Origin of the sequence: Pseudomonas sp. ERMR1:02 (assembly GCF_002277815.1) — a bacterium.
Lineage (GTDB): Bacteria > Pseudomonadota > Gammaproteobacteria > Pseudomonadales > Pseudomonadaceae > Aquipseudomonas.
The window spans coordinates 139,988-164,799 of the sequence record NZ_NKJI01000013.1; the positions used below are offsets into that span (position 1 = coordinate 139,988).

19 protein-coding genes and 3 pseudogenes are annotated in these 24,812 nt (G+C 57.0%); 15 read left to right on the plus strand and 7 right to left on the minus strand.

Translation table 11 applies throughout. The annotated features are described in order from the left end of the window. Positions 1-3 precede the first annotated feature (3 nt). Positions 4-347 (minus strand): annotated as a pseudogene (locus tag CES87_RS21810) (DUF6124 family protein). Between the two features lie 570 nt (positions 348-917). Between CES87_RS21810 and CES87_RS21815 the strand changes: the two are divergent. From CES87_RS21815 to CES87_RS21835, 5 genes and pseudogenes are all read left to right on the plus strand, one after another. Continuing rightward, positions 918-3,651: pseudogene (locus CES87_RS21815) on the plus strand (type VI secretion system Vgr family protein). Continuing rightward, positions 3,648-5,547, plus strand: a pseudogene (locus CES87_RS34085) (phosphatidylserine/phosphatidylglycerophosphate/cardiolipin synthase family protein). Before CES87_RS21815 ends, CES87_RS34085 begins: the two co-directional pseudogenes overlap by 4 nt. Before the next feature lie 86 nt (positions 5,548-5,633). Continuing rightward, entirely contained in the window at positions 5,634-6,746 is a 1,113-nt protein-coding gene (locus CES87_RS21825) for a sel1 repeat family protein (protein WP_256591028.1), read from the plus strand. 231 nt (positions 6,747-6,977) lie between these two features. Beyond that, on the plus strand, positions 6,978-8,240 hold the full coding sequence (locus CES87_RS21830; RefSeq protein WP_322784195.1) for a DUF6396 domain-containing protein: 1,263 nt from the start codon (positions 6,978-6,980) through the stop codon (positions 8,238-8,240). 76 nt (positions 8,241-8,316) lie between these two features. Then, entirely contained in the window at positions 8,317-8,817 is a 501-nt protein-coding gene (locus CES87_RS21835) for a hypothetical protein (RefSeq protein WP_128607730.1), read from the plus strand. Between the two features lie 198 nt (positions 8,818-9,015). Here CES87_RS21835 and CES87_RS21840 read toward each other — a convergent pair whose 3' ends face one another. Then, entirely contained in the window at positions 9,016-10,482 is a 1,467-nt protein-coding gene (locus CES87_RS21840; RefSeq protein ID WP_128607731.1) for a multiheme c-type cytochrome, read from the minus strand. Between the two features lie 479 nt (positions 10,483-10,961). Between CES87_RS21840 and CES87_RS21845 the strand changes: the two genes are divergently transcribed. The 3 genes from CES87_RS21845 to CES87_RS21855 all read left to right on the plus strand — a co-directional run bounded on the left by CES87_RS21845 (position 10,962) and on the right by CES87_RS21855 (position 14,442). Next, positions 10,962-13,178, plus strand: a complete 2,217-nt coding sequence (locus CES87_RS21845) for an OsmC domain/YcaO domain-containing protein (RefSeq protein WP_128607732.1) — start codon at positions 10,962-10,964, stop codon at positions 13,176-13,178. Between the two features lie 225 nt (positions 13,179-13,403). Continuing rightward, entirely contained in the window at positions 13,404-13,988 is a 585-nt protein-coding gene (locus tag CES87_RS21850; protein ID WP_128607733.1) for a DUF4157 domain-containing protein, read from the plus strand. Positions 13,989-14,043: 55 nt separating this feature from the next. After that, positions 14,044-14,442 carry a DUF5329 domain-containing protein gene (locus tag CES87_RS21855; RefSeq protein WP_128607734.1) on the plus strand — a complete coding sequence of 133 codons (399 nt, stop codon included), beginning with the start codon at positions 14,044-14,046 and terminating at the stop codon, positions 14,440-14,442. Between the two features lie 7 nt (positions 14,443-14,449). Here the strand turns inward: CES87_RS21855 and CES87_RS21860 are convergent, their stop codons facing one another. Then, positions 14,450-14,680, minus strand: a complete 231-nt coding sequence (locus CES87_RS21860; protein ID WP_128607735.1) for a DUF3606 domain-containing protein — start codon at positions 14,678-14,680, stop codon at positions 14,450-14,452. A 423-nt stretch (positions 14,681-15,103) separates the two neighbouring features. Here CES87_RS21860 and CES87_RS21865 point away from each other — a divergent pair, with 423 nt between their 5' ends. After that, positions 15,104-15,976, plus strand: coding sequence for a DNA/RNA non-specific endonuclease (locus tag CES87_RS21865; protein ID WP_128607736.1), 873 nt, complete (start codon positions 15,104-15,106; stop codon positions 15,974-15,976). A 59-nt stretch (positions 15,977-16,035) separates the two neighbouring features. Here the strand turns inward: CES87_RS21865 and CES87_RS21870 are convergent, their stop codons facing one another. Continuing rightward, positions 16,036-16,521, minus strand: coding sequence for an adenosine-specific kinase (locus CES87_RS21870; protein WP_128607737.1), 486 nt, complete (start codon positions 16,519-16,521; stop codon positions 16,036-16,038). Between the two features lie 89 nt (positions 16,522-16,610). Next, the gene (locus tag CES87_RS21875) at positions 16,611-17,057 is read right to left on the minus strand and encodes an NUDIX hydrolase (RefSeq protein ID WP_128607738.1); all 447 of its coding nucleotides are present in this window, start codon (positions 17,055-17,057) and stop codon (positions 16,611-16,613) included. A gap of 132 nt (positions 17,058-17,189) precedes the next feature. On the opposite strand from CES87_RS21875, the gene CES87_RS21880 reads away from it, so the two are divergent. The 4 genes from CES87_RS21880 to CES87_RS21895 all read left to right on the plus strand — a co-directional run bounded on the left by CES87_RS21880 (position 17,190) and on the right by CES87_RS21895 (position 20,437). Then, a complete protein-coding gene (locus CES87_RS21880) occupies positions 17,190-17,555 on the plus strand; it encodes a hypothetical protein (protein ID WP_128607739.1) in 366 nt (121 codons plus the stop codon). Between the two features lie 211 nt (positions 17,556-17,766). After that, positions 17,767-17,973, plus strand: coding sequence for a hypothetical protein (locus tag CES87_RS21885; RefSeq protein ID WP_128607740.1), 207 nt, complete (start codon positions 17,767-17,769; stop codon positions 17,971-17,973). A 320-nt stretch (positions 17,974-18,293) separates the two neighbouring features. After that, complete coding sequence (locus tag CES87_RS21890; protein ID WP_128607741.1) at positions 18,294-18,755, plus strand: hypothetical protein; 462 nt, start codon at positions 18,294-18,296, stop codon at positions 18,753-18,755. A gap of 176 nt (positions 18,756-18,931) precedes the next feature. Then, on the plus strand, positions 18,932-20,437 hold the full coding sequence (locus CES87_RS21895) for an MFS transporter (RefSeq protein WP_128607742.1): 1,506 nt from the start codon (positions 18,932-18,934) through the stop codon (positions 20,435-20,437). A gap of 16 nt (positions 20,438-20,453) precedes the next feature. Here CES87_RS21895 and CES87_RS21900 read toward each other — a convergent pair whose 3' ends face one another. Continuing rightward, entirely contained in the window at positions 20,454-21,482 is a 1,029-nt protein-coding gene (locus CES87_RS21900; protein ID WP_128607743.1) for a D-cysteine desulfhydrase family protein, read from the minus strand. A gap of 398 nt (positions 21,483-21,880) precedes the next feature. On the opposite strand from CES87_RS21900, the gene CES87_RS21905 reads away from it, so the two are divergent. Both CES87_RS21905 and CES87_RS21910 read left to right on the plus strand, forming a co-directional pair. Further along, positions 21,881-23,101, plus strand: coding sequence for a YbfB/YjiJ family MFS transporter (locus tag CES87_RS21905; RefSeq protein WP_178081464.1), 1,221 nt, complete (start codon positions 21,881-21,883; stop codon positions 23,099-23,101). Between the two features lie 26 nt (positions 23,102-23,127). Continuing rightward, positions 23,128-24,375 (plus strand): MFS transporter, encoded by a 1,248-nt coding sequence (locus CES87_RS21910; RefSeq protein ID WP_128607744.1) that lies wholly within the window; start codon positions 23,128-23,130, stop codon positions 24,373-24,375. Here CES87_RS21910 and CES87_RS21915 read toward each other — a convergent pair. After that, entirely contained in the window at positions 24,359-24,697 is a 339-nt protein-coding gene (locus CES87_RS21915; RefSeq protein WP_371858244.1) for a LysR substrate-binding domain-containing protein, read from the minus strand. The genes CES87_RS21910 and CES87_RS21915 overlap by 17 nt on opposite strands. Between the last annotated feature and the right edge of the window lie 115 nt (positions 24,698-24,812).

The following is a 24,812-nucleotide window of genomic DNA, read 5'->3' on the forward strand; positions in this document are numbered from 1 at the left end:
TTTCTACTCAGGCGGATCAATCCGATCTAAAGCCCGGTTCACTGCCAGCTCACCGAATGTGATGACTTGGGCAATCCCCAGCAGCGTATTGCGACTCGTCCCCTCCGTACGATCCGCTAGATCCATGGTCATGACATTGGCGGAAGCTAGCGACTCGCAGGCGTGGGCCAGGAGGGTTTGGGTATCGAGTTCCGGGTTGACGATGAACATGGTGCAAAGCTTGCGTGGCGTGGCCTGGATGTCGGCAGCCGAGGGATGCGGTCGGGGTCGTAAGGATTACTTGAATCGATGGATTCGGAAGATGTTCCCGGATCGGTTTCCGGGGGATTCGGCGTTGGCTTGAACATGGATGAAACTCCTTATGAGATGAAGGGAGCCATCACCCTCGCTACCAAACGAAGGGTGGTGGCCATACGAAGGTTGGTAGACCGGCCACAAGGCAAACCGGCGCACCCGAAGGCGCCCTGCGCATGGCCACCATTAATACAGGTGTCGTAAAAAGCACCTGCAAAGGTGACGCTATGCGCCTTGTATATAGCCAGGCTACCAAACCCGATCGCTGTTTTCTCAGCGACCGGCAAACGATAAAACCCAGCGCTAAGGCGCACAAGCCGGCGGATTCTGGCGTAACCGTAGGCAACGACGCAAGGCGCTGTGGCTTTCATCAAGTAACCGGGCGGGCTTTTAAACACGCAGGAACTTGCTCGTAAAAAGCACATTGAATAAAGGCGGTAGAACCCCACTCCCGAACGGTTTAACGCGGTCAGAAGACAGCTTTCGACACAATTGTAAAAATTCTTACAGACCCTACACACCGCAAATCCAGACGTCTCCTACGCACTTTCGCCTTTCAATTCGGCTCAGCTTCTTGAAAGCTTTCAAGCGCTTGAACGAGGGTGGAAATGACACCTCCTCGAATGTCCCAAGGAGGTCCAGACGTGAACACCCAAGTACCCGTTTTCTTCGACCACAGCCGCCACAAACTCCAGGTCGAGGATCTAGACGCCCACCTCGACGTCCTCGCCTTCGACGGCACGGAACACCTGAGCCAACCCTACGTCTACCACATCGAATTCACCAGCACCGAACAGGACCTGGCCGCCGAACAACTGCTCGGTAGGCAAGCCACATTCAGCCTGCACGCCATGCCGTCAAACCTGCCGGTGTTCTCTTGGGCCCCGACGCCCGAGGTCAAACCGCTGCGCACCCTGCATGGCGTGATCACCGGTTTGCAACGACTCTCCGGCTCCCGCGACGAAGCCCGCTATAAAGTCACCCTGCAACCGCGACTGGCCCTGCTCGACCGTGGCCGGCAATACCGCATTTACCAGCACCAATCGGTGCCGGCGATCGTCGAGCAGGTCCTGCGCAGCCGCCACGGTTTCGAGTATCAGGACTTCGTCTTCAATCTGAATCGCCAATACCCCCGACGCGAACAGGTGATGCAGTACGGCGAAAGCGACCTGGCCTTCATCAGCCGCCTGCTGGCCGAAGTCGGCATCTGGTACCGCTTCACCAACCATGAACGCCTGCCGATCGACGTCGTGCATTTCTGTGACGGCCAGCGCGGCTACCAGTTCGACGTCGAACTGCCGTTGCGCCCACCGGCCGGCCTGGGCAGCGGCGAAGATGGCGTGTGGGCCTTGCAAACCCGCCATCAGGTGGTGGAAAAACACGTCAACGTCCGCGCCTATCACCACCGTGACGCCGAAGCCTATCTCGACGCCGATGTCGACCAGACCCGCGGCGCGAAAACCACCTACGGCGAGGCCTACCACTACGCTGAACCCTACACCGTGCTCGGTGGCGCCTACGCTCAGCACGAAGACCTGCAAAGCGAAAGCGGGTACTTTTACGCGCGCTTGCGCCACGACCATTACCTCAACCAGCAGACCCAACTCAGCGGCGTGAGCAGCAGCGCCACCCTCGCGCCGGGCCAGGTGCTGACCATCACCGACGGCGCGCCCCAGGCCTTTACGCCACGTTGCACGCTCATCGGCCTGACCACTAGCGCCGCCCGCGACGCCAGCTTCGAATGCCGCTTTGAGGCCATGCCGTACTCGGAAACCCTGTGCTTTCGTCCAGACATCCCGCCCAAACCCCAAATCGCCGGCACCGTCCCGGCCCGGGTCACCAGCGGCGAAGCCCACGACAAATACGCCGAGATCGACGTCGAAGGCCGCTACAAGGTCAACTTCCTGTTCGACCGCGACCCCTGGGAACTCGGCGAAGAAAGCCTGTGGCTGCGCCTGGCCCGCCCTTACGCTGGCGACACATACGGCCTGCACCTGCCACTGATCTGCGGCACCGAAGTGGCCATCGCCTTCGAACAAGGCGACCCGGACCGCCCCTACATCGCCCACGCCCTGCACGACAGCGAACACCCGGACCACGTGACCCTGCGCAGGCGCGACTACACCCGCAACGTGCTGCGCACCCCTGCCAATAACAAGCTGCGCATGGAAGACAAGCGGGGGAGGAGCACGTCAAGCTCAGTACTGAGTATGGGAAGAGCCAGCTGAATCTTGGGCATTTGGTGGATGCGAAGAAGCAGAAGCGCGGCGAAGGCTTTGAGCTGCGGACGGATGAGTGGGGAGTATCCGTGGCGGCAAGGGGCTGTTCATCAGCGCCGATGGACAGGCCAAGGCGCAAGGGCCCGTGCTGGACATGAGTGCCGCCGTGGACCGCTTGCAACAGGCCGGCGAACAACTGCAAAAACTCTCGGTCGATGCACAGGCCGCCAACGCCGATCCGGCGGATGTGCCGGCACAAATACAACTGCTGCGCCAGGAGCTGGAGCAACTCAAGTCTTCCGTCTTGCTGCTCAGCGCCCCGCAGGGCATCGCCCTCACCAGCGGCAAGCATCTGCAACTGGCGGCGCAAAACAACCTGATGCTCAACGCTGGCGGTGAAGCGGATATCAGCGTGGTCAAGCGCCTGTTCATCGGCGTGGGCCAGGGCTTGAGTCTGTTTGTGCGCAAGCTGGGGATCAAGCTGATCGCTAATCAGGGACCGGTGCAGATTCAGGCGCAGAACGACAAGCTTGAACTGTTTGCCCGGCACGGTCTGGACATCACCAGCACCGAAGATGAAATCCGTATTACCGCGAAAAAGAAAATCACCCTCAATGGCGGTGGTAGCTACATGACGCTGGATGAGTGCGGCATCGAGGAGGGCACGCTGGGGGACTACAAGGTCAAATCCGCGGATTTCGAATACAGCGGCCCGGCCAGCATGAAGGCCGCACATCCGGACTACCCGCAGAGCCAGTCCAAACAAACGCTGCGATTCAGCGTTTTGCAAGCACCCAATGCCAATCGCCAGAGCTGGACGGGCATGCCCTACACGCTCTACGCCGACGGTGCAGAGCTCAAAAAAGGCGTGCTGGACGCGTCCGGGCAACTGCTGATCGATCATCAAGTCGTCACGCGCGGTTACCAGTTAGTCATGGCCAACGGCGTGACCTACCAGATCCCGGTGCCCACCGACTACCGCAATGCCGAACAGGCGCATTTGGCCAATCGTGGCTTTCATAACCACCGCTCAAAAACCAAAGCTGAAGTGAATCAACCCAATTCGCACACCGATCACCGAGTGCTGTACGCGGCGGTGTTGGAAGGAATCAGCGATCAGGAAGGGAAAACACCATGAGCCAATACGAAATCGTGACGCCAGTCGCACTCCAGCACACCCAAGAGGTGACTTGTACGCCGCCCTGGTACGTGCAGGACACCGAATACCCTCCTGCAAAGGCCACGTATGAACCTTTGATCAACGGAGAAGAAGCCTTCCGGGCCGTGCACTTGGCCATCGCGCAAGCGAAGGCTTCTGTAGACATCATCTGCTGGGGCTTTCAACCCTCGATGTATTTCATCCGCGACGGCATATCGCCTTGCATCGGTGAACTGCTATTGGCCATGTCTCGCGAAGGGGTCAAGGTTCGGGTGCTGGGTTGGGAGATGCCATTTAACACCGCAGGCAAAGCCGGAGAAGCCAATCTACCCGGTAAAGGTCCTTTCCGATTCTACGACCGGGAGATGCAACCCTCCACGGATGACCAATATGCCTACGACCGTTATTGGTTTGCCAACTGTGCGGTGGCCGATTACATGGCCGCCGGGCTTCAAGAGGCTCGCGGCACACCCGTGTTCGTCAGTCGCGGTTTCAGTTTGTTTGAAAGGGCCGAAATCGCCTATCAGGCGATGTACAGGAGTCGCGACCCGCAGATCAGCGCCAGTACCGAGTTCATCCTCACCGCAACAGCGACCCATCATCAAAAAACAGTGCTCGTCGATTATGAACTGCCGGACCGTGCCGTCGGCTTTGTCATGGGCCACAACATGCTTGACGAGTACTGGGACACCGATACCCATTCGGCGCTGAATCGCGGCAAGGACACCAAGCCCGCACCCAATCGTGGCTCCCGTGGCGACACCCCGCGTCAGGACATTTCCAGCCGCGTCAGCGGGCCGATTCTGGAACACCTGCACGACAACTTCGCCAAGGCCTGGCACAAGGAAACTGGCGAGGACCTGTTCGACTTGCGCCAGGCCAAAGCAGTCGGGTCGCAATTGCAATGCGCCCCTGAGGCTACGAAACAACTCGCGCAGATCCTGCGAACTCAGGCCCAGGAAGGCATATGCGATATCGAGCAGCTTTACCTGCAAGCCGCCAACAACGCGACCCAGTTCATCTACATCGAGAACCAGTACTTTCGCTGGCCGCCCCTGGCCGAGTTAATCAAGGCCGTCGCCGCCGGTCAGACCAAGGCCGGGCGCGACCCGCAATACATGGCAACTTGCACCTGTTCGTCGTCACCAATGCCAGCGATGGCGGCATAGGCTCTGGCACCGTGAATACTCAACGCATGCTCGAAAGCCTCGGGCGAGGCGAGACCATGCCTGCAATCACCAGGTTACGGCGTATTGAAAAGGCAAAAGCTGAGGCCGCCGCATTGGAATCCGATCCAAGCGAGCCTTTTGAGCAGCACGCCTTAGTCATGCTGACGAACCTCACCGATGCATTGGGCGCAACCGATCTCAGCGACAGGGCCAAGGAAGAAAAGCGGCTTAAAGCCTGGGGTAACGATTGGCGGCAACACGTTCTGAAGAACCAAATCGAGGCAATTGAAAAGGAGCTTTTGGTTCCTCATGAGTTTACCGGGCTGAAAGTCCATGTGTGCTCGCTGGTCGCCCCTGACTCGCCCGCTGGCAAAGAATGGATGGAGGTGTACATCCACTCCAAGCTGATGATCGTCGACGATGTGTTCACCACCCACGGCTCGGCCAACATCAACACCCGCAGCATGCAGGTGGATAGCGAACTGAATATTGCTCATGAGTGGGCGAGTGTGACGCAGGCGTTAAGGCGGCGGTTGTGGGGCTGCATACGAATGGGATGGGTGTGCAGGATGACCCGGAAAAAGCATTTGAAGCCTGGGATGAAATCATCAAGCGGAACAAAGACTTTCGATTAAAACAAATGACTCCCTACGCCCCCCTCGTGGAGTTCTATTACGGCCAATCCAAGCTGTCGGACCTCGACTGATGCGTCGGGTTTTGCTGCTGTCCTGCTTGGTGCTGGTCGCTTGCGATACCAGTAATCCTGCTTCTAATCCAACCAAGGAAACGCCCTTGAACCCTTTAAATGAAGTCAAGGCCAAGATGGCTTTCAACTGTGCGTACGAGAAGATTCCCACGGCCTCCGCCGAGGCTGAATTGCTGTTTCATTACGCACGTTGGCTGCAAAAGAATAACCAGCTCAAACAGGACAAGACTGTCGATGCAGAGATTGAACGTCTGTACCGCATCGCCAGTGAGAACGGCCACTACAAGGCCAACATCAATCTTCAGAACGGTGCCATGCGCGGGTATTTCAGAGTCCGTGGTGAAGAGCATTTGCGCATGAGTGAGCAACTGATCAATGGGGGCGTGGCGACGGGATATTACTTTGTCGGCGTCTTCCTGGAACACGGCGCGGCCGGATTGGAGCAGGATCGCTTAATGGCCCTGCGTTATTACCGAAAAGCCGCTGATGAAGGTAGTGCACTCGCTCAAGCCTATGTCGCTGACAAGTTGGCACCGATCAACATTGCCCCGGATATTGCCCGGAAAATGCGACGTTGCGCTGCTGGACAAGGGAATGGCAACGCTGCCGGAGCATTAGGTGTCGATCTTTCGACAGATGGGGAATATCAGGAAGCCGTTGAAGCCTTCCAGCTCGGAGTAGCGGCCGGCGACAGCACCTCGGCTTCTTTTCTGAGCCATGGTTTCCGTGGACCTGAGCCGGACGATCGGCTGTATTACTTGGGTCAGCAGGAAGACCTCGAGCGCGCCGAGCGCTACGAAAAAATATGGAAAAAACTCTCAGGCTACTCCTACGCCAACCCCAAAGTCCCCGAAATCAACGAGATCGTCCCTTTACCCCCCGCCAAGCTACCCGTTTGGGATGGCAAGCTCCAATGGGTCGAAGAACGCCTGGCGAATGTCCCTCCTGAAAAACCCAGCGAAGCGCTGATTCGTCAACTGGCCAAGGCCAAAGGCCTCGAACCCGCCACCGGCCGGGCCATGCCGGGCTCAGCGGCCTTCATACAGACCCACTACCTGCACAGACCAACCTGCAACAGCGGCCAACCCTGCACGCATACCGGCTACTGGCAGGCGGAAAGTATCGCCGGCCAACCTTGGACCAGCCTGCAAAAGGCGAGCCCAGGCGTTTCGAGAAGGGCGAGATCATGCCGACCCTGAACGTTCGGCATCGTCACGAACGATTCCTGCTCGCCGACCGAGTAACCATCGAAGAAGAAAACGTTGAGTGGAGTCTGTTTGGTGAGGCCTGACGCTCCCCTCGTCGAGGTCCATTGGCGAATCCAAGCTGTCGGAGCTCGACTGATGCGCCGGCTCTTGCTGCTGTCATGCCTACTGCTAATCGCTTGCGATACCAGTAATCCTTCTTCTGATTCGACCAGGGAATCGCCCTTGAACCCTTTAAATGAAGTCAAGGCCAAGATGGCTTTCAACTGTGCGTACGAGAAGATTCCCACGGCCTCCGCCGAGGCTGAATTGCTGTTTCATTACGCACGTTGGCTGCAAAAGAATAACCAGCTCAAACAGGACAAGACTGTCGACGCAGAGATTGAACGTCTGTACCGCATCGCCAGTGAGAACGGCCACTACAAGGCCAACATCAATCTGCAGAACGGTGCCATGCGCGGGTATTTCAGAGTCCGTGGTGAAGAGCATTTGCGCATGAGTGAGCAACTGATCAATGGGGGCGTGGCGACGGGATATTACTTTGTCGGCATCTTCCTGGAGCGTGGTGCGGCTGGGTTGCAGCAGGATCGTATAATGGCTCTGCGTTACTACCGAAAAGCCGCTGATGTAGGTAGTGCGCTAGCTCAAGCCTATGTCGCCGATAAGTTGGCGCCGATCGACATTGCTCCGGGCGCGGCCCGGCAAATGCGCCGCTGCGCAGCAGAACAGGGTGTTGGTAAAGCTGCTATCGATCTGGGTATCCATCTTAAAAACAGGGGGCAATACAAAGAGGCGCTGGAAATATTTCAAATGGGAGTCGCTGCTGGAGATGAAAGCGCTGCTGGTCGTTTAGATGATGGGTTCCGTGGGCCGAAACCTACTGACAAACTGCACTACCTTGACCAACCTGAAGACCTCGAACGCGCTGATCGCTACCAAAAAATCTGGAAGATTCTCTCGGGCTACTCCTACGCCAACCCCAGAGTCCCCGAAATCAACGAGATCGTCCCTTTACCCCCCGCCAAGCTACCCGCTTGGGACGGCAAGCTCCAATGGGTCGAAGAACGCCTGGCCAATGTCCCACCCGAAAAACCCAGCGAAGCGCTGATTCGTCAACTGGCCAAGGCCAAAGTCCTCGATCCCGCCACTGGCCGAGCCATGCCAGGCTCTCCAGCCTTCATACAAACCCACTACCTGCACAGACCAACCTGCAACAGCGGCCAAGCCTGCACGCATACCGGTTACTGGCTGGCGGAAAGTATCGCCGGCCAATATGGGTCGAGCTTGCAAAAAGGCGAGCCACGGCATTTCAAAAAGGGCGAAATCATGCCGACCCTGAACGTTCGGCACAGTCACAAACGATTTCTGCTCGCCGACCGAGTATCCATCGAAGAAGAAAACGTTGAATGGGTCTATTTGGTGAAGCTTAAGAATTGTTTGATCTTGGCGTTCAGCACGCTGCTGATCGCGTTTGAGCATCGTCCGTAATCAAGAACATGCCAGCACTCGAAAAGGCAGGAAAAAAGCGGGTCAAGCAATCTCGTAACCCTGCGACGACGCATCAATGGAACCGCCAATTCTGGCAACTGAAGGAAGCAACACAATGAGAACGTATGGAAATGACGATATAAAGGTAACGTTTGGTTCAACCAAGCAAGGTGCTGAAGCTAAGGGTGGAAGCATTGTTAAGTTAGACGACAAAGGCAACTTCGTTGAAGCTCACTCTTATGGCAACTTCGTGGAAAGAGTTAAGGGCGGCTTGAAAGTCACTCGTCCAGACGGGGCAACGATAACCATGATTGACGGTGGTATGACCATCAGAAATCTTGTGCCCAAATCAGTAGGCGTCAGGGATTTGTGCGAGATCAAGTCATTTACAGTGCGAACTGTGGGTCAGGTGCGGATTTGTCGCACAGATTTCGTTGATGGTGGTCATGTCGAAGTTACGTATTCACAAGACAACCAGGTGCTAGCAGTCGCCGGCCAAAACATTGCGAAAACACTCACCAAAGACGACGAAATTATCGTCAGCCAAGGTGTTTCAGCCAGTGGTCATGTGCAATGAATTGAGGGACCTCAAAGATCGCCGCCTGCGGCAGCTCCAAGGTGGATTCAATCGGTAGATGTAGCAAAGACCCCTGATCTATTACACGCAAAACCAGGCGAGGGTGCTGGCTGCGCAGCGAACCCTCGTCCCGGTAAGGCGTAAATACACGGAACACACGCAGTGATCGGGACCAGCCTGGACATCTACACTGCGCAGCTAGAAGTGCGCAGTGCCTGACGCGACGGCTGGCAGGCTTGCCGACAGGGGTACGCTCTGTGTGACTTTGGCCATCTGGGTGATTTCCACCTGCAACTTATCCTTGCCAAGCAGGGAGTCGGCCAGCTTCTGCGAAAACGGCCAGTAGTTCAGTTCGGCAGTCAAGGTGAGCGGCCCGACGGCGTCGGCTGGCACCAGGAAAGAGAAATTCCCAATCTCGTAGCCCTTGGGCAGGATGCGGTTATCCGAGAGAACTTGCGTGGCATTCCAGACCTCGACGTCCAACGGATTGCCGTCCTTATCGCCTATGTGCACTTTGAAATTTCGCGTGTTGTCCTCGGTCTTGCCGTCCTTGATCGAGCCCAGCCGATAGAGCTCGTGACCATTGGCATCCAGCACCCGGAAATCGATCCACATCTCCCGTCCCTCCGGAAAGCCGGTCGGCAGCTTGTGCCCGGCGCCGACATTGGCAACTTTCACGGCTACCGAGGTGTATTGCCCTGGAATGATGGTTGCCGGAAGTTGCTGGAACGTTATTTCCCCCGCACGCGCGAGCATGTCGCGCGCGCGTTGCGCGCCCCCCTCCTGTCCGAGATGCTTGAGTATCATAGCGTTGCCTCCGCTGAACCAATGCGAGGCGACCTGCTCGCGGTCTGGCCCCATGATCGCGGCCTTACCCGCAAACCCCGGCATATGGCAGCTCTGGCAGGTTGTATCGTTAAAGCTGTAGGAGCTCTCCTGCCATTCGTCATAGGTTCGCTCGACCGCCACACTGCTGAACGGGTGCGTGACGTTGTGGCAAGTGCCGCAAAAGTCCGAGCGCGTGTGCAGAGGGGAATATACGGTGTCGTGATAGGGCGAAACGGCATCTTTGCGCGGGCCGAACTTGGTCGGCTTGCCGTGCGCTCGAGGGCTCAGGACATAGGCGCCGTTATCGAGGCCCGTGCGGGCACTGATGTTGTGGCAGGTCTCGCAATCGACCCCGGGCATCGGATGATTTTTCGCACTGTCTTCAACTGAGGAGCGGTTGACCTCCGAATTGATCTGCCCGGTCGTGAGACCGATCGGGGTATGGCAGCCGGTGCAGAAGTTATCGACTTTCCCATCGGTGGCCGAACTCGCACGCTTGAGCAAGGCCCGGTAGATGGGTTCATCCCAGGCTTGGGACATCATTGACGAGCGCCACTGCTTGTAGATCTCCGTATGGCAAGCGCCACATACCTGGGAATTGTCGAAGTCTTTTACATTCAAAATCAGGTTGCCGGGGGTATTGGCCCGATGAGGAAAGAACGGCATCGCGCCATTCACATGCATGAGCTTGGAGCGTGCCGGCTCCAGCCACTTCTCATTAGCCTGATTGTCATTGTCCGAAGGTTCGTCGGCCGCCACCAGCGTGACCGTCAGCAGGCAGACTAAAAAGCATAAAACACGGCGAACGAAAGGTCTGAGCACCAGGTTGTGGTTCATAAGGGTTCCCCCAAGACGGTTGCAGAGGACGAGCGCAGCACTTCCATTGAATCGACGGAGGTACTTCATGCTGCATGCCAATGGTGATAGGTACAGCTCCGCGACTCCCCACCTTTCATGAACGGGAGAAACTCACTCGGTAATTGCGTTGCAAAGACTGTGACAAAATGTGTCCAAAGACCTGAGGTCCAGCAATCATTGGTCAGAGGCTGAAATTTTGTACTGATTGAGACGCGAACACTGCTGGGGGAACCGCACCCAATGTTGGGGGTTCACTCCGAAATCGGGGCACAAAAGGGGGCGAGCTGTTTTCGTTGGTAGCTGACTGCCTACGCTGGCAGCGCACGGTTACGTATTGGTTCGTGATCAAAGCACAAGCACACCCTGCGCCCCCTTTTCTGACTGAAAGCACAATACATCCTGCTGAAAAACCGGATAATGGCGGCCAATCGTTTAGCTCGTTATTCTGGTAATCCCGCATGGAAATCAAGGTCAATTTTCTCGACAACCTTCGACTTGAAGCCAAGTTCGATGACTTCACGGTGGTGGCCGATCAGCCTATCCGCTACAAGGGCGATGGCTCGGCACCGGGTCCGTTCGATTACTTTCTGGCTTCGTCGGCCTTGTGTGCGGCTTACTTTGTGAAGTTGTACTGCGAAACACGCAATATCCCCACGGACAACATCCGCCTGTCGCAGAACAACATTGTTGACCCGGAAAACCGCTACAACCAGATTTTCAAGATTCAGGTCGAGTTGCCGGCCGATATCTCCGACAAAGACCGCCAGGGCATCTTGCGTTCCATCGACCGTTGTACGGTGAAGAAGGTGGTGCAAGCCGGGCCTGAGTTTGTGATCGAGGAAGTGGAAAATCTCGATGCCGATGCCCAGGCATTGCTGATGCCTGCTTCTAATTCAGGGGCGGCTGCGGGGGCGAGCACCTATATTGCCGGCAAGGATCTGCCGCTGGAGCAAACCATCGCCAACATGTCGGGGATTTTGGCCGACTTGGGCATGAAGATTGAAATCGCTTCGTGGCGCAATATCGTTCCCAATGTGTGGTCGCTGCATATCCGCGATGCGCACTCGCCGATGTGCTTTACCAATGGCAAAGGCGCGACCAAAGAAGGCGCATTGGCGTCGGCGTTGGGCGAATTTATCGAGCGGCTCAATTGCAACTTCTTCTACAACGATCAGTTCTGGGGCGAAGACATCGCCACCGCGGCGTTTGTGCATTACCCGAACGAGCGCTGGTTCCAGCCTGGCCGCAAAGATGCGCTGCCGGCGGAAATTCTCGACGAATACTGTCTGAAGATTTACAACCGCGATGGCGAGCTGCGTGGCTCGCATTTGTTCGATACCAACTCCGGGAATGAAGAGCGCGGCATCTGTTCGCTGCCGTATGTGCGCCAGTCGGATGGCGAGGTGGTGTATTTCCCGTCCAACCTGATCGAAAACCTGTACCTCAGCAACGGCATGAGTGCCGGCAACACGCTGGCTGAAGCGCAGGTGCAATGCCTGTCGGAAATCTTCGAGCGCGCGGTAAAACGCGAAATCATCGAAGGTGAATTCGCACTACCCGATGTGCCGGCGCAAGTGCTGGCGAAATACCCGGGGATTCTGGCCGGTATTGAGGCTTTGGAAGCGCAGGGCTTCCCGGTGCTGGTCAAGGATGCGTCGCTGGGCGGCGAGTTCCCGGTGATGTGCGTCACCTTGATGAACCCGCGCACCGGCGGTGTGTTCGCCTCGTTCGGCGCGCACCCAAGTCTTGAAGTGGCGCTGGAGCGCAGCCTGACGGAATTGCTGCAGGGCCGCAGCTTTGAAGGCCTGAATGATTTGCCTCAGCCCACCTTTGAAGGTCACGCGGTAACGGAGCCGAATAACTTCGTCGAGCACTTTATCGACTCCAGCGGTGTGGTGTCGTGGCGTTTCTTCAGCTCCAGGTCGGATTACGAGTTTGTGGAATGGGATTTCTCGGGCCAGGGCGAAAACTCCAATGCCGAGGAAGCCGCGACCTTGTTCGGCATTCTCCAAAACATGGGCAAAGAAGTGTACATGGCGGTGTATGAGCATATCGGCGCAACCGCCTGCCGCATCCTGGTGCCGGACTACTCGGAGATCTATCCGGTGGACGACCTGATCTGGGATAACACCAATAAGGCACTGTTCTTCCGCGCCGATATCCTGAACCTGCATCGCCTGGACGAAGCCGAGCTGAAGGCCCTGGTTGAGCGTCTGGTAGAAAGCGAGCTGGACGACTACACCGATATCACCACCTTGATCGGCATCGAATTTGACGACAATACAGCGTGGGGTCAGTTGACGATCCTGGAGTTGAAGCTGCTGATCTGGCTCGCCTTGCAGCAATTTGAAGAGGCGAAAGAGGCGGTGGAAATGTTCATGCAGTACAACGACAACACAGTCGAACGTGGGTTGTTTTACCAGGCTGTGAATGTGGTGCTGGAGATGGAGCTGGACGAAGACCTGGAGCTGGCAGACTACGAAGCCAATTTCCGCCGGATGTTTGGCAACGAACGCATGGACGCAGCGATCGGCTCTGTGAACGGCAGCGTGCGCTTCTACGGTTTGACGCCGACGAGTATGAAACTGGAAGGGCTCGACAGGCATCTGCGCCTGATCGACAGCTACAAAAAGCTGCACACGGTGCGGGCCAATGTGGCGGGTTTATCCAGTTAATAACACCACTGTAGGAGCTGGCTTGCCAGCGATGGTCGCTAACGATTACACGTATTGATTGGTCAACCGTGTCGTTTTTGAGTCCTTCGCTGGCAAGCCGAGCTCCTACAAGGGGCTGCGCTTGCTGCGATTATTTTGGGGGCGTCAGGTTCGCGACTACGCTAAAGCTATGCTGGTCGTTATCAATTGTGCCCCACTGTTTGCGCTGCGTCCCCGGAGCGCCCAATGCCGCCCATCACCATGCGCCTGGTGGCGCTGTTTGTTCTTTGCCTGACTTTAGAGGTGCCAGCCCAGACCGGCGCCTGCCCGGCTGGCGAGAAACAAGTGTGCCTGGACGGCTGCATCTGTTTGCCAGACCTGGGACAGATGCCTGATGGCATCTACCAGATCGCGGCACCTGCCCTGGCTCTGTGGCTGACCCAAGCCCGCGCTGAAGCAGCCAGCGCTGACCTCCAACCCATTCCACCGCACATCCGGGAGCAACTGCTGCGCTGGTACGACCCCAGCGTCCTTGATGCCGCGCAGTACAAAGTCAGCGACAACGGCCAACTCAGCGCCGCCACTGCCATGCTGCAAAACCCTGATGTCGGTGCCGTGACGCTGATCGACATCATCCTCTTCCGGGACGCTCAAACCGCAGAACAGAACATCGCGCTCTGGGCTCACGAACTAAAGCATGTGCAGCAGTTTCAGGAATGGGGGGTAGAAGGATTTGCGCTGCGGTACACACAAGACTTCGATGCTGTGGAGGCGCCGGCTTATGCCATACAGGCTGAGGTCAGACGGTCGACGCGGGAAAGGACGGACTAGGCGGTATCTGTTGGAGTCAGCTACATTCATTCCATTTTCAGGACGAGGATGAATCATGCGGATGTGGATAAGGGCGACGGCTCGTCCCATCAGCCAAATGCTGATTGCAATTGGTATTAGCCTTATCGCAATCGTAACCAATGCGCAGGCTCAAGCCACACCTCAAGTCACTCAAGAGATAAAGGGCTTGCTGGACTTTGTTGAACACAGTGAGTGTCTGTTTGTGCGTAACGGGAGCGAATTCCAAGGCCCCCGGGCTCGTGCGCATCTGGAGAAGAAACTGAGTTATCTCGAAGGCAAGAACATGGTGAGCAGCGCAGAAGACTTCATTGATCTTGCTGCCACTAAAAGCAGCATGAGTGGCCGCGCCTATGAAGTGCGATGTCCAGAAGGCGTTCAACCGGCAAGCACCTGGCTAAAGAGGGAACTACAGAGGCAGCGGCAGCTTCATTGAGTTTGACTCAAGTCGAATAATGTTCCGGATGGCGCTGGTATTTTTGACTTGCATCATGTGGAGCGCTGTTTTTTAGTTTTCGCTGGACTGCGGTTAGCGAATCACCTGCCTCCTTGACAGCAGATCTGATCTCATCCCTCGACACTCCAAATTTATCAGCCCAAAACTCAAGCTCGAAGCTGTCTTTGATGTTGATTCTGATCTCGTCGGTACCGCAAGTGAGCTTTGGCTGCTCCATAGGACTCTCCATGTCTTGCTGATTATGTCTGGACAGAATAATCGGATCTGACAGGCGATGTTGTTTTTTTGTGAAAAAAACGTGAATCACCCGTTAGGGTTGGTATCCGTCCAGACGCTGGCTTGGCGATCGTTTGGCCAGTCACAATTTTCCTCAGCGAATAGAAAGCAAACGCTGCTCAGCACTAATGCAACTTGTCATGGTCAATAAATCCCGCACGACCGTCAGCGGTCGTACTGCTCGGACCCGACCAGATCCGCATCGAAATTTTAATCAAGGAAAGTGAAAGCATGCCCGCCGCAATGTAATCAGCAACTGCCTCCACGTCGCTCCGTGAATCATGTGGCTCCGTGAATCATGTGACTCCCTGAATCGGCACTCGCCGTACGTTTACCCCCCTCAATCCAATCGAAGATTTAAAGCATGCACCTACGCAAAATTGCAGTTGGGCTGTCGGCCCTTGTTTTGCTCTCGACTGGGGCGCAAGCCCGCAGTCTGCTGGATTTCATCAAACCACCCACACAGCATCAGGAACATACGTCCCGCTCGGGCTCGATCAGCCAGAGCGCGGCCCTGGACCTCTATTCAAACAAACAGAGACAGGCATCGTTCGACAGCTGCGCAGATCTGTTCCCCGCAGCCAAACCGATCAACATGGCCACCGTACCTGCAACGATGAACCCCCTGGCCCTGTGCTCCGACAACTTCGCGGTGCTGTACTCGCAAACCAGCAAGACGCCGCTGGTGGTGGTCGAACGCCTTACTGGAGCCCAGCTGCAGGATGCCAAAGGGGAGGAGCGCACCAATCAGTTCTACCCGGACCCACGCATTCCCAAGAGTGGGCGGGCAGAGTTGAGCGACTACCGTAGCCAACATCCGGCCGTGGACCGTGGCCATCAATCCCCGGCAGCCGATGCACCGACCCCCAATGCAATGGCCCAGTCCTTTGCGCTTTCGAACATGGTGCCGCAAGACCCAACCAACAATCGCAAGATCTGGAGCAAGGTCGAGTCAGACGTCAGAAAATTTGCACAACGAGCGGATGGCAATGTTTATGTCTTTACCGGTCCGCTCTTTGATCCAGGCCACACCACCATCGGCGACAACAAGGTCTGGGTGCCGACCCGCCTGTTCAAGCTGGTTTACGACGCATCGTCCAAGCGTGCCTGGGCCTACGTACTACCCAACGCTGAAACCCGTATCGAGAAACCAATGGACTATGACGCTTTCGTGAAGAGTACCGGGCTCAAATTGTTGGGCAATCTACCGGTCACAGGTTCCGTAGGGCGCACTTGATAACTTGATGAGTTGCCCCCCCAAAAAAAAGGCTGGATGCAACCTTTGGGGGGGGAAATTCACAGCTTATAGCCAATCTGCCGCAACAGGTTCTTGCGCCACAGGATGTCTTCGTCGCCTTCAATGTCATTGGGACAGAAGCCATCCACTACGCCCAGGATTGCTCGCCCTTGTTCCGTCTCGGCGAGAATCACCTCAGTTGGATTGGCCGTTGCACAAAAAATACGGCATACCTCTGGAACCATTTTAATGGTGTTCAATACGTTCAGCGGATAGAAACCGTCGCCCAGGAAAATGATGAAGCTATGGCCTGCGGCGATGGCTTTCGCATTCTTCTGTGCAAGTTCAATCATTGAGGTATCGGTGCCAGACCATCGCACCAGGCATTTGCCGGAGGCCTCACAAAAGGCCACGCCAAACTGGATGCCTGGCACGGCATTGACCAACGCTTCGTGGATGTCCTCGACGGACTTGATGAAGTGCGTCTGACCCAAAATGAAGTTCGTCACATCCGGCTTATCGATTTTCAACGTGATGAGTTGCATCTCAAACACCTCCTTTCACGATGTTGCTATCAGAGACTGGCAACCAATCAAGCATAGCTACTCAACTGATTGCCATCAGTGGTTCTTTATTACTCCAACAGCGAAGCTTTCTTGAGCAGATCGTAGAGCCCTTCAGGTACTAGCGGTGATTCAGCGGTGAAGCTGGAACTGGAGCACCACATGGCTCTGAACGATGCTCCGTCGCTTTCATGGCCCTCCATCCAAGGTTTCTCATAGACGTCTGCGTCGTCAAACCTTGCATCGTAGACCTGGACGATCTCGTGCCCTGGCTTGCCCGCGTAGGTGAAAATACTTTCCAAAGTTCCAATCAGTCGGACATCGCTGATCGAAAGGCCCAGTTCTTCCTGCACTTCCCGGACGATGGCATCGACACTCCTTTCGCCGAATTCAATGCCGCCGCCAATAGGGCGAAAGAGCGTCTGTTTTCCAACGGCGTCGTAGAATTGATTGACCAGTATTTTCCCGTGATGATGAAAGATGCACAGAGCGAGAGGGCGGATGGATTGTTCTGGCATGAGTAAAATTCCCTTTTGACTTGATGGCACAAAGGGTACTGCATTGCTCAGGCGTCAGGGCTAGTCGCGGCAAAATGGATTAGGATCATCGAAGGCTGGAATGGAACATCTCGACTAAAGGACGCGACATTTATGGAAATTCCCTTTTCTCAAATCAGCGAGCGTTTGAACAATCGCCGATTTACGGTAGCGAACAATGCCCAAGGGCTATCCGGTGCAGGCACAGTATTTCATTACCATGTCGTGGAAGATGCCATTTCGGGCACTTACCAAGGCGGCCGGATCCGCACGGGTCATCAAGTCGGGCGCGTGACAGGCCCCGATACCATCGAGCTTCTTTACCAGTGCTTGACTACGGATGGCGAGATGCTTGCCGGCTGGTCGCGTGGCACGGTAGGCGTTGATCACGCAGGACGTACCACGCTGACCTTCGTATGGGGTTGGTTGTCGGGCGCGACTGGAGGCGGGGAGTCGAGCTACGTCGAGCTTGTCGCGTAGTGGTATGGGTTTTTTGAAGATTGCGCGTACAGCTACGCGCAAATCTCAGTCGAACAAGAGTCACCTGCTATCCGGGTTTTGATGGAAAGGAAATAGTGACAGGGCCCAGCAGGGAGGCATTACCGGCAGTGGGCGAGGGGCTTCCATTAGCGTTCATCGGCTACCCGTACAAGCAACCCATAGACACCCGCTAAATCCCGAAAGGATACTCATGCGACAAAACGACCGCGAAAATCTTGAACAACCTACGAATCAGGCCAGCATTGAGCAGTTGCACCGTGATGTAGCCGCTCTGGCCGAAGAAATGCGCAGCCCGGCCCCGACGGCGGCCCGTGCTTTTCTGTTGCCTTTCAGCATCGGTGCCGCCTTCGCCCTTACAACCTTTATCGTCGTCGCTTTTATAGGCCGACTAATCTGATCACCCGTTCCCCATCCAAGAACCCGAGTTACCCCCCTCGCCAAAAGCGAGTGCATGAAGTTGGAGTCTTTGGGACCTTTCGTCCGCCAGGATCAAAAGAGCAGCGTCTGTGTATCGCTGTGTATCCGGACCCCGTGTACGCAGACTCGCTTACAAATGCCCCTCGATCCGGATACATCCGGGATACACGTGTGCAGTCAAATAGCCCTGCCTTAGCGAGAAAGCAAACGCCCTCGCACCACGGCTTATCGCCCTTGTGGCATGACCCTAGCGGACTGACCTTAGTTGCTTGGCCGCACACAGTATCCGGAGTAATAACCATGTCCCGTATGTCGAACAAATCCCGCATTGGCCTGATCGCAGTTGCACTGGCTGGCAGCATGAACCTCGCGTCCACCGTCTTTGCCGCTGAAGCGATGCCTCAGGGCGACCAACTGGCCTCGGCCGAAAAAACCGGCGAAGGCAAGTGTGGCGAAGGCAAGTGCGGTGCCGGCGAAACTGGCGCCAAAGTGACCAAGGCCGGTGAAGGCAAGTGCGGTGAAGGCAAATGCGGCGATGCTTCCTTCGCCCGTACCGACACCGACCACGACGGCCGCGTTTCGCTGAAAGAACTGCTGGCCGTGGCCCCTCAGGGCGCCGAAGAATTCAAGAAGATGGACACCAACGGCGATGGCTTCCTCTCCGAAGGCGAGGTCTACAAATACCGCACCAACCAGTACACCTCCAACGGCAAGAAAGTACCGACCGAGTTGTTCACCAAAATGAGCAAAGCTCAGGACTGATAGTTTTGCGTAAATCCAACCTCCCCAGGTTCGTAACCGGGGAGGTTTTTTTTTGAAGGTGAAAAACGGCGTAACAATGCTTGGGTTGAATTGTTATGTAACCAAAGCATAGAAGTTGATTGTTTTCGAATTAATTACTTATTTCACCAATGCGCGAAGCAGTCCGAGGTCAAGACATGGAATTCGACAATGAGGCGACGGATAACACAGCAAAATCAAAACGGTGGTTAGGCCTATGTGTACTGATGCTGCCCGTATTACTGGTAACCGTAGATAACACTGTACTTGGATTCGCGCTGCCGAAGATCGCCGAAGCGCTACGTCCAAGTGCTAGTGAACAGTTGTGGATGATCGATGCCTACTCGCTGGTACTGGCGGGATTGCTGATTTCGATGGGCAGCTTGGGAGATCGAATCGGTCATCGTAAGTTGATGCTCATTGGGTCTTCCGGGTTTGTCATCGTGTCGGTACTAACCGCGTATTGCGAAACCTCTACGCAGCTGATTGCCGGGCGAGCTTGCATGGGGATCTTCGGTGCGATGTTGATGCCTTCAACGTTGGCGTTGATCCGTTCGGTGTTTGAGGATCGTGAAGAGCGCAGGCTAGCTGTCGCGATCTGGGCTACGACTTTGACGGTGGGTTCAGCGCTTGGCCCTTTGGTGGGCGGAGTGTTGCTGGAGTTCTTCAGTTGGGGGGCGATTTTTCTGTTGGCGGTACCTGTGTTGTTACCGCTTCTGATAATGGGGCCGCTGTTGTTGCCCGAGTCCGAGCCAGATTCTTCGGGGCTGCTGGATCCGGTAAGCGTTTTGCAATCAATGGTGGCTCTTGGCGCCATTGTCTTTGGCATCAAGCATGGCGCCGCTGAAAGTGTCGATGGGATTGCATTGACATCGCTAGCAGTGGGCGCAATCACTGGCGGGATGTTCGTGCGTCGGCAATCACGACTGGCTGTACCGCTGATGGACCTGAGTCTATTTCGCAGCGGTACCTTTTGCGGATCGGTCTTGATCAATCTGATGAGTCTCGCGTTCCTCGTAGGCTTCGTGTACTTCACCACTCAGTTCTTGCAGATCGTTCTGCAAATGTCGCCCTTGAGTGCCAGTCTCGTCCTCGTGCCAGGTCAGATTTTGGCAATTGTCGTTGGGATGGCGATCGTCCCTGTCGCACAGCGTGTAAATGTGCACGTGCTGATACCCATTCTCCTGGCGTTCACTGGCGCAGCGTTTTTGCTGGTCGCCAGCATGGGCAGCAGCTTGACCGTTCTGGTGATCGCTTTTGCCTTGCTCAACATCGGCGTGGGTGCAATTGCGACGATATCCACTGATGTGATTTTGTCGGCCGCGCCACCGGAGAAGGCGGGTGCGGCGTCGGCCATCAGCGAAACGGCTTATGAAGTGGGTGTGGTTCTGGGCACGACTGTGCTCGGCGGTCTTGTCACTGCGTATTATCGCGGCGCGTTGCAGCTTCCTGATTTTCTGAGCGAAATGCAGGCTAAGTTGGCGAGTGAGACGTTATCGGGTGCCCTTCATGTGGCAACGGATTTGTCAGGTGATCAAGCGAGCGAATTGATGGCCCAGGCGGGAAGGGCTTTCGAGGGTGGGATCGGTTTGGCTTCGTGGGTGACGTTCGGCCTGGCAATCATGGCGATCTTGATTGCCAGGTCCACGCTGCGGGCTCCTTAGCGTTAAATCTATTCAATCACTCAAAAGCGCTGCGATACGCAAAAAGCCCAGGCAAACCACCTGTCATCACAAACAGCAGATTGCTTCCTGCCGGGTAATCGCCCCGGCGTACGGCGGCCAGCAAGCCGGCGAATGCTTTGCCGCCGTAGACCGGATCGGTGAGCAAACCTTCATGGGAGGCCAGCAGGCGCACAGCCTCCAGCATGGCTTCGGTCGGTGCTCCGTAGGCCTCGCCGCGTTGGCTGCCATCGACGCTGATCGCGCTGTCGGGCAGGGTTGCGGACGGGTCGAGGAGCTTCAAGGTTTGCCGGGTTTTTTCCAGGGTTGTGGCTGATGCCTGTTCCTCGGTTGCCAATACCGAGTAGCCGACGATTTGCGTAGATGACCGGGCCAGGGTTACGCCGGCGAGCAATCCCGAATGGGTTCCGGCGCTGCCATTGGGAACGAAGATCCCGTCGAATTGTATCCCCAGCGCGTCGGCCTGGCGCAGGATCTCGGCGGCGCAGGCAGCATAGCCCAGACTGCCGCGGGGGCTGGAGCCGCCCAGGGGCATGACGAAGGGTTTCTTGCCTTGATGTTTGAGCTTCTCGAGCAGCTCGGCGGCGTAGACATCCGGTGCGGCGCCGGGGGCCAGGCGATGGATCGTCGCGCCAAACAGGGCGTCGAGCACGACGTTGCCGTTGTGGCAGAAGTCGTCATCGGTGCGCACGGCTGACGGGGTCAGAATGAGTTCGCAGGCAAGACCCTGGCGGGCGGCGGTGGCGGCGGTCAGCCGGGCGTGGTTGGATTGAAATCCTCCCCAGGTCACCAAGGTGTCGGCGCCCTCGGCCAGTGCTTCGCCGAGGAGAAATTCCAGTTTGCGCAGTTTGTTGCCACCGCCGCCGAGGCCGGTCAGGTCATCGCGTTTGACGTAGAGGTTGCAGCCGTTCAGTTCGGGCAACTGGCTAAGTCGGGAGAGTTTCTGGATCGGTGTCGGGCCTTCGAGCAAGGTCGCCCGAGGGTAGGCGGCCAGTGCGGCGTCAAGATGGGTCAAGTCGTGGGGCATGAAGGATCACTCTAGGCGTGAAAGAACGGAGTGGATCAATCACTGTAGGAAGCCTCGGTTTGAAGATATACCGCTCTTGCGGAATTACTGTTGATACACCGTGTAATCAAATGAAACGATCAGATCGTTCCCACGCTCTGGTGGGAACGGCTCAACGGACGCTCTGCGTTCGGGTTTTGATTTGGGACGCGGAGCGTCCCGGGCTGCATTCCCACGCAGAGCGTGGGAACGATCATCGACACAGGGCGCGCGATTGGCCTTGCTCCTGCAGGTCCGTGTTTGGCTCAATGTTTGTTTTTAACATATCTTTTAAACAGATAACACTTGCCTGTTTAATTCGCTTCTTGAGATATAGCCATCGCGCGTAGAGTCGGCCCAACTGAAGAACAGAAGGGCCGATGATGAACAACGCAAAGCCAACGATAGCCACTACCGTGCATCCACCCGCCAGCCCATGGCGCGGCATCGTGGCCGGTTTTTCGGCGAGCCTTGTAGGAATCGGTCTCGCGCGGTTTGCCTATACACCGCTGTTGCCGGCGATTGTCGGCGCTCACTGGTTCGACCCTTCCAAGGCGGCCTACCTCGGCGCAGCGAACCTTGCGGGTTATCTGGCCGGGGCCATTTTCGGGCGTTCACTGGCGGCGAAAACTTCAACGAGATTTACCCTCAGGGCGATGATGCTGCTCGCCAGCATCGCGTTTTTCGCCTGCGCGTATCCCGTTTCCTTCGCGTGGTTCTTTGGCTGGCGATTTCTTTCGGGCGTAGCCGGTGGAGCGCTGATGGTGTTGGCCGCGCCCACGGTTCTGGCTCATGTACCGGCATCGCGTCGGGGCTTGGCTGGTGGTGTGATTTTCATGGGAGTGGGGGTCGGGATTGCGGCTTCCGGGACGCTGGTGCCGTTGCTGCTGCAACAGGGCCTTGCGCAAACGTGGCTGGGACTGGGGGTGATTGCGCTGTTATTGACCGCCATTGCCTGGCGCGGATGGCCGAGCGAAAACACCCCGGTCGCCAGCGTCACCCAGCACCGTCGCCCGGCGCCCAACGGCACCCTCAGGGCGTTGTATGTCGAGTACGCGCTCAACGCCGCCGGTTGGGTGCCGCACATGATTTTTCTGGTGGATTTCGTCGCCCGGGGCCTGGGCCAAGGACTGCAAACGGGCGCGCAGTATTGGGTGTTGTTCGGCATTGGCGCCACTGTCGGCCCGCTGCTCGCGGGTGTGTTGGCTGACCGGGTTGGCTTCGGTCGGGCGTTGCGGGTGTCGTTCATCATTGAAGCGGTCAGCGTCGCGGTGCCAGCCCTTGGGCTCGGAACCATTTGGCTGATGGCATCCAGCGTGATCGTCGGGGCCTTTGTCACCGGCACCGTGCCATTGGTACTGGGCCGGCTTCAGGAAATTCTCGCCAGACATCCCGCCCAACAGACTGCCGCCTGGCAAACCGCTACGGTGGGTTTCGCCCTGTTTCAAGCGGTCGCCGCCTATGGTCTGTCGTTCCTGTTTTCCTGCAGCGGCGGCAACTACCACTTGCTGTTCATCATCGGCACGGCGGCCATGTTGATTGCCTTTGTCATCGATGTAGTGGCGGCGTTGCGAAGCTCCCAACTGCCCGAAGTCATTTAACGTTCGCCAGCGGAGCACTTGTCCACGTGAATTATACCGACCGCAATCTTCCCTATTGGCGTCGCAACCTGGCCGTTTGTGTGTTCGGCTCCTTCACCACGCTGGTGAGCCTGAGCATGCTGCTGCCGTTCCTGCCGCTCTATGTGCAACAACTGGGAGTCACTGCCCAGGCGGATGTCGTGCAGTGGTCGGCCGTGGCTTTCGGTGCGACGTTTTTTGGCACGGCGATCACCGCGCCGCTGTGGGGCCGATTGGCGGATCGTTACGGCCGCAAACCGATGCTGATCCGCGCGGCCATCGGCATGGCGATTGTGATGTCGCTGATCGGGTTGGCGCGCAACGTTACCGATCTGGTGGTGCTGCGCCTGATCGCCGGGCTTATCGGTGGTTACGCCTCGGCGTCGATTGTGATGATCGGCTCCCAGGTGCCACGGGAAAAAGCCGGTTGGGCGCTGGGCATACTGTCGACCGGGGCATTGTCCGGCAATCTGATCGGGCCGCTGGTGGGGGGATTCCTGCCGCAGTGGGTGGGCATTCGTGGCACTTTTTTTGTCGGTGGGGCGATGATCGCGGTGGCGGCGATTACCACCATCGTGCTGATTCGCGAGGATTTCGATCGCGCAACGGATGGATCCCGGCGCAGTAAAACAGCTCAAGTCGAGGGCGTCAGTTCACGCTGGCCGATCATCGCTGCGCTGCTGATGACGGCGATGATGGTGCTGTTGGCCAACATGTCGATCGAGCCGATCATCACCGTCTACATCGGTCACCTTGGCGTGGCCTTCGATGATCAGGCGCGGATCGCCGGCGTGGTAATGGCCTGTTCGGCGCTGGGCAGCATATTGACTGCCGCCAGACTGGGTGCGCTGGCCGATCGCGTCGGCAGTTGGAACGTGATCATCGGTTGTCTGGTGTTGACAGGCATCGTCATGGTGCCCCAGGCATTCGTCACGCAGTGGTGGCAACTGGCGGTGTTGCGCGGCTTGATGGGAATGACCATCGCCGGGTTGCTGCCAGCCATCGCCAAGCTGATCCGGCATTCGGTCGAAGAGCACAACACCGGTAAAATCCTTGGCTATCTGCAATCAGCGCAGTTTTCCGGGCAGGTGATCGGGCCATTGATCGGTGGCCAGATCGGCGCGCATTTTGGTTTGCACCCTGTGTTTCTGGTGACCGGCGCGTTGTTGGTGCTGAGTGCCGGGATCAACGGCTGGGTGAAAAGTCGCTTTTATGCCGCGCCAGTAGTGGCGGATTGCACTACAGCGCCACGCTAGCAAGAACCGGGGCAGAAACCGCATCCAGGCGCACGCTGTGCAGAAACGTCGACAGCGCACTGGAGTAATAGCCGTCGATGCGCCGCACAAACACAGTCTCCACTTGCGCTAATTCCGCCGGCAGATCATGCACCGCGACCAGCCCCTCGCGGGCAGCGGTGGCGACCACGCCTCTGGGCAGCAGCGTGACCCCGACCCCGGCCGACACGCAGGCAATGATGGCTTCGATCGAGCCGAACTCCAGCGGCTCGGGGGCGACGATGCCCAAGCTGGTCAGCAGCGTGTCGAGGCGCTGGCGATAAGAGCAGCCGATGCGAAACACCACGGTCTTCAGGTTCTCTACCCGGCGATATCTGCAAGGTGGCGCAGGGCAGGAGAGGTGACCAACACCAGTTCTTCGCGAAACGCTTGTTCGCTGTGCAGCTCCGGGTGATTGA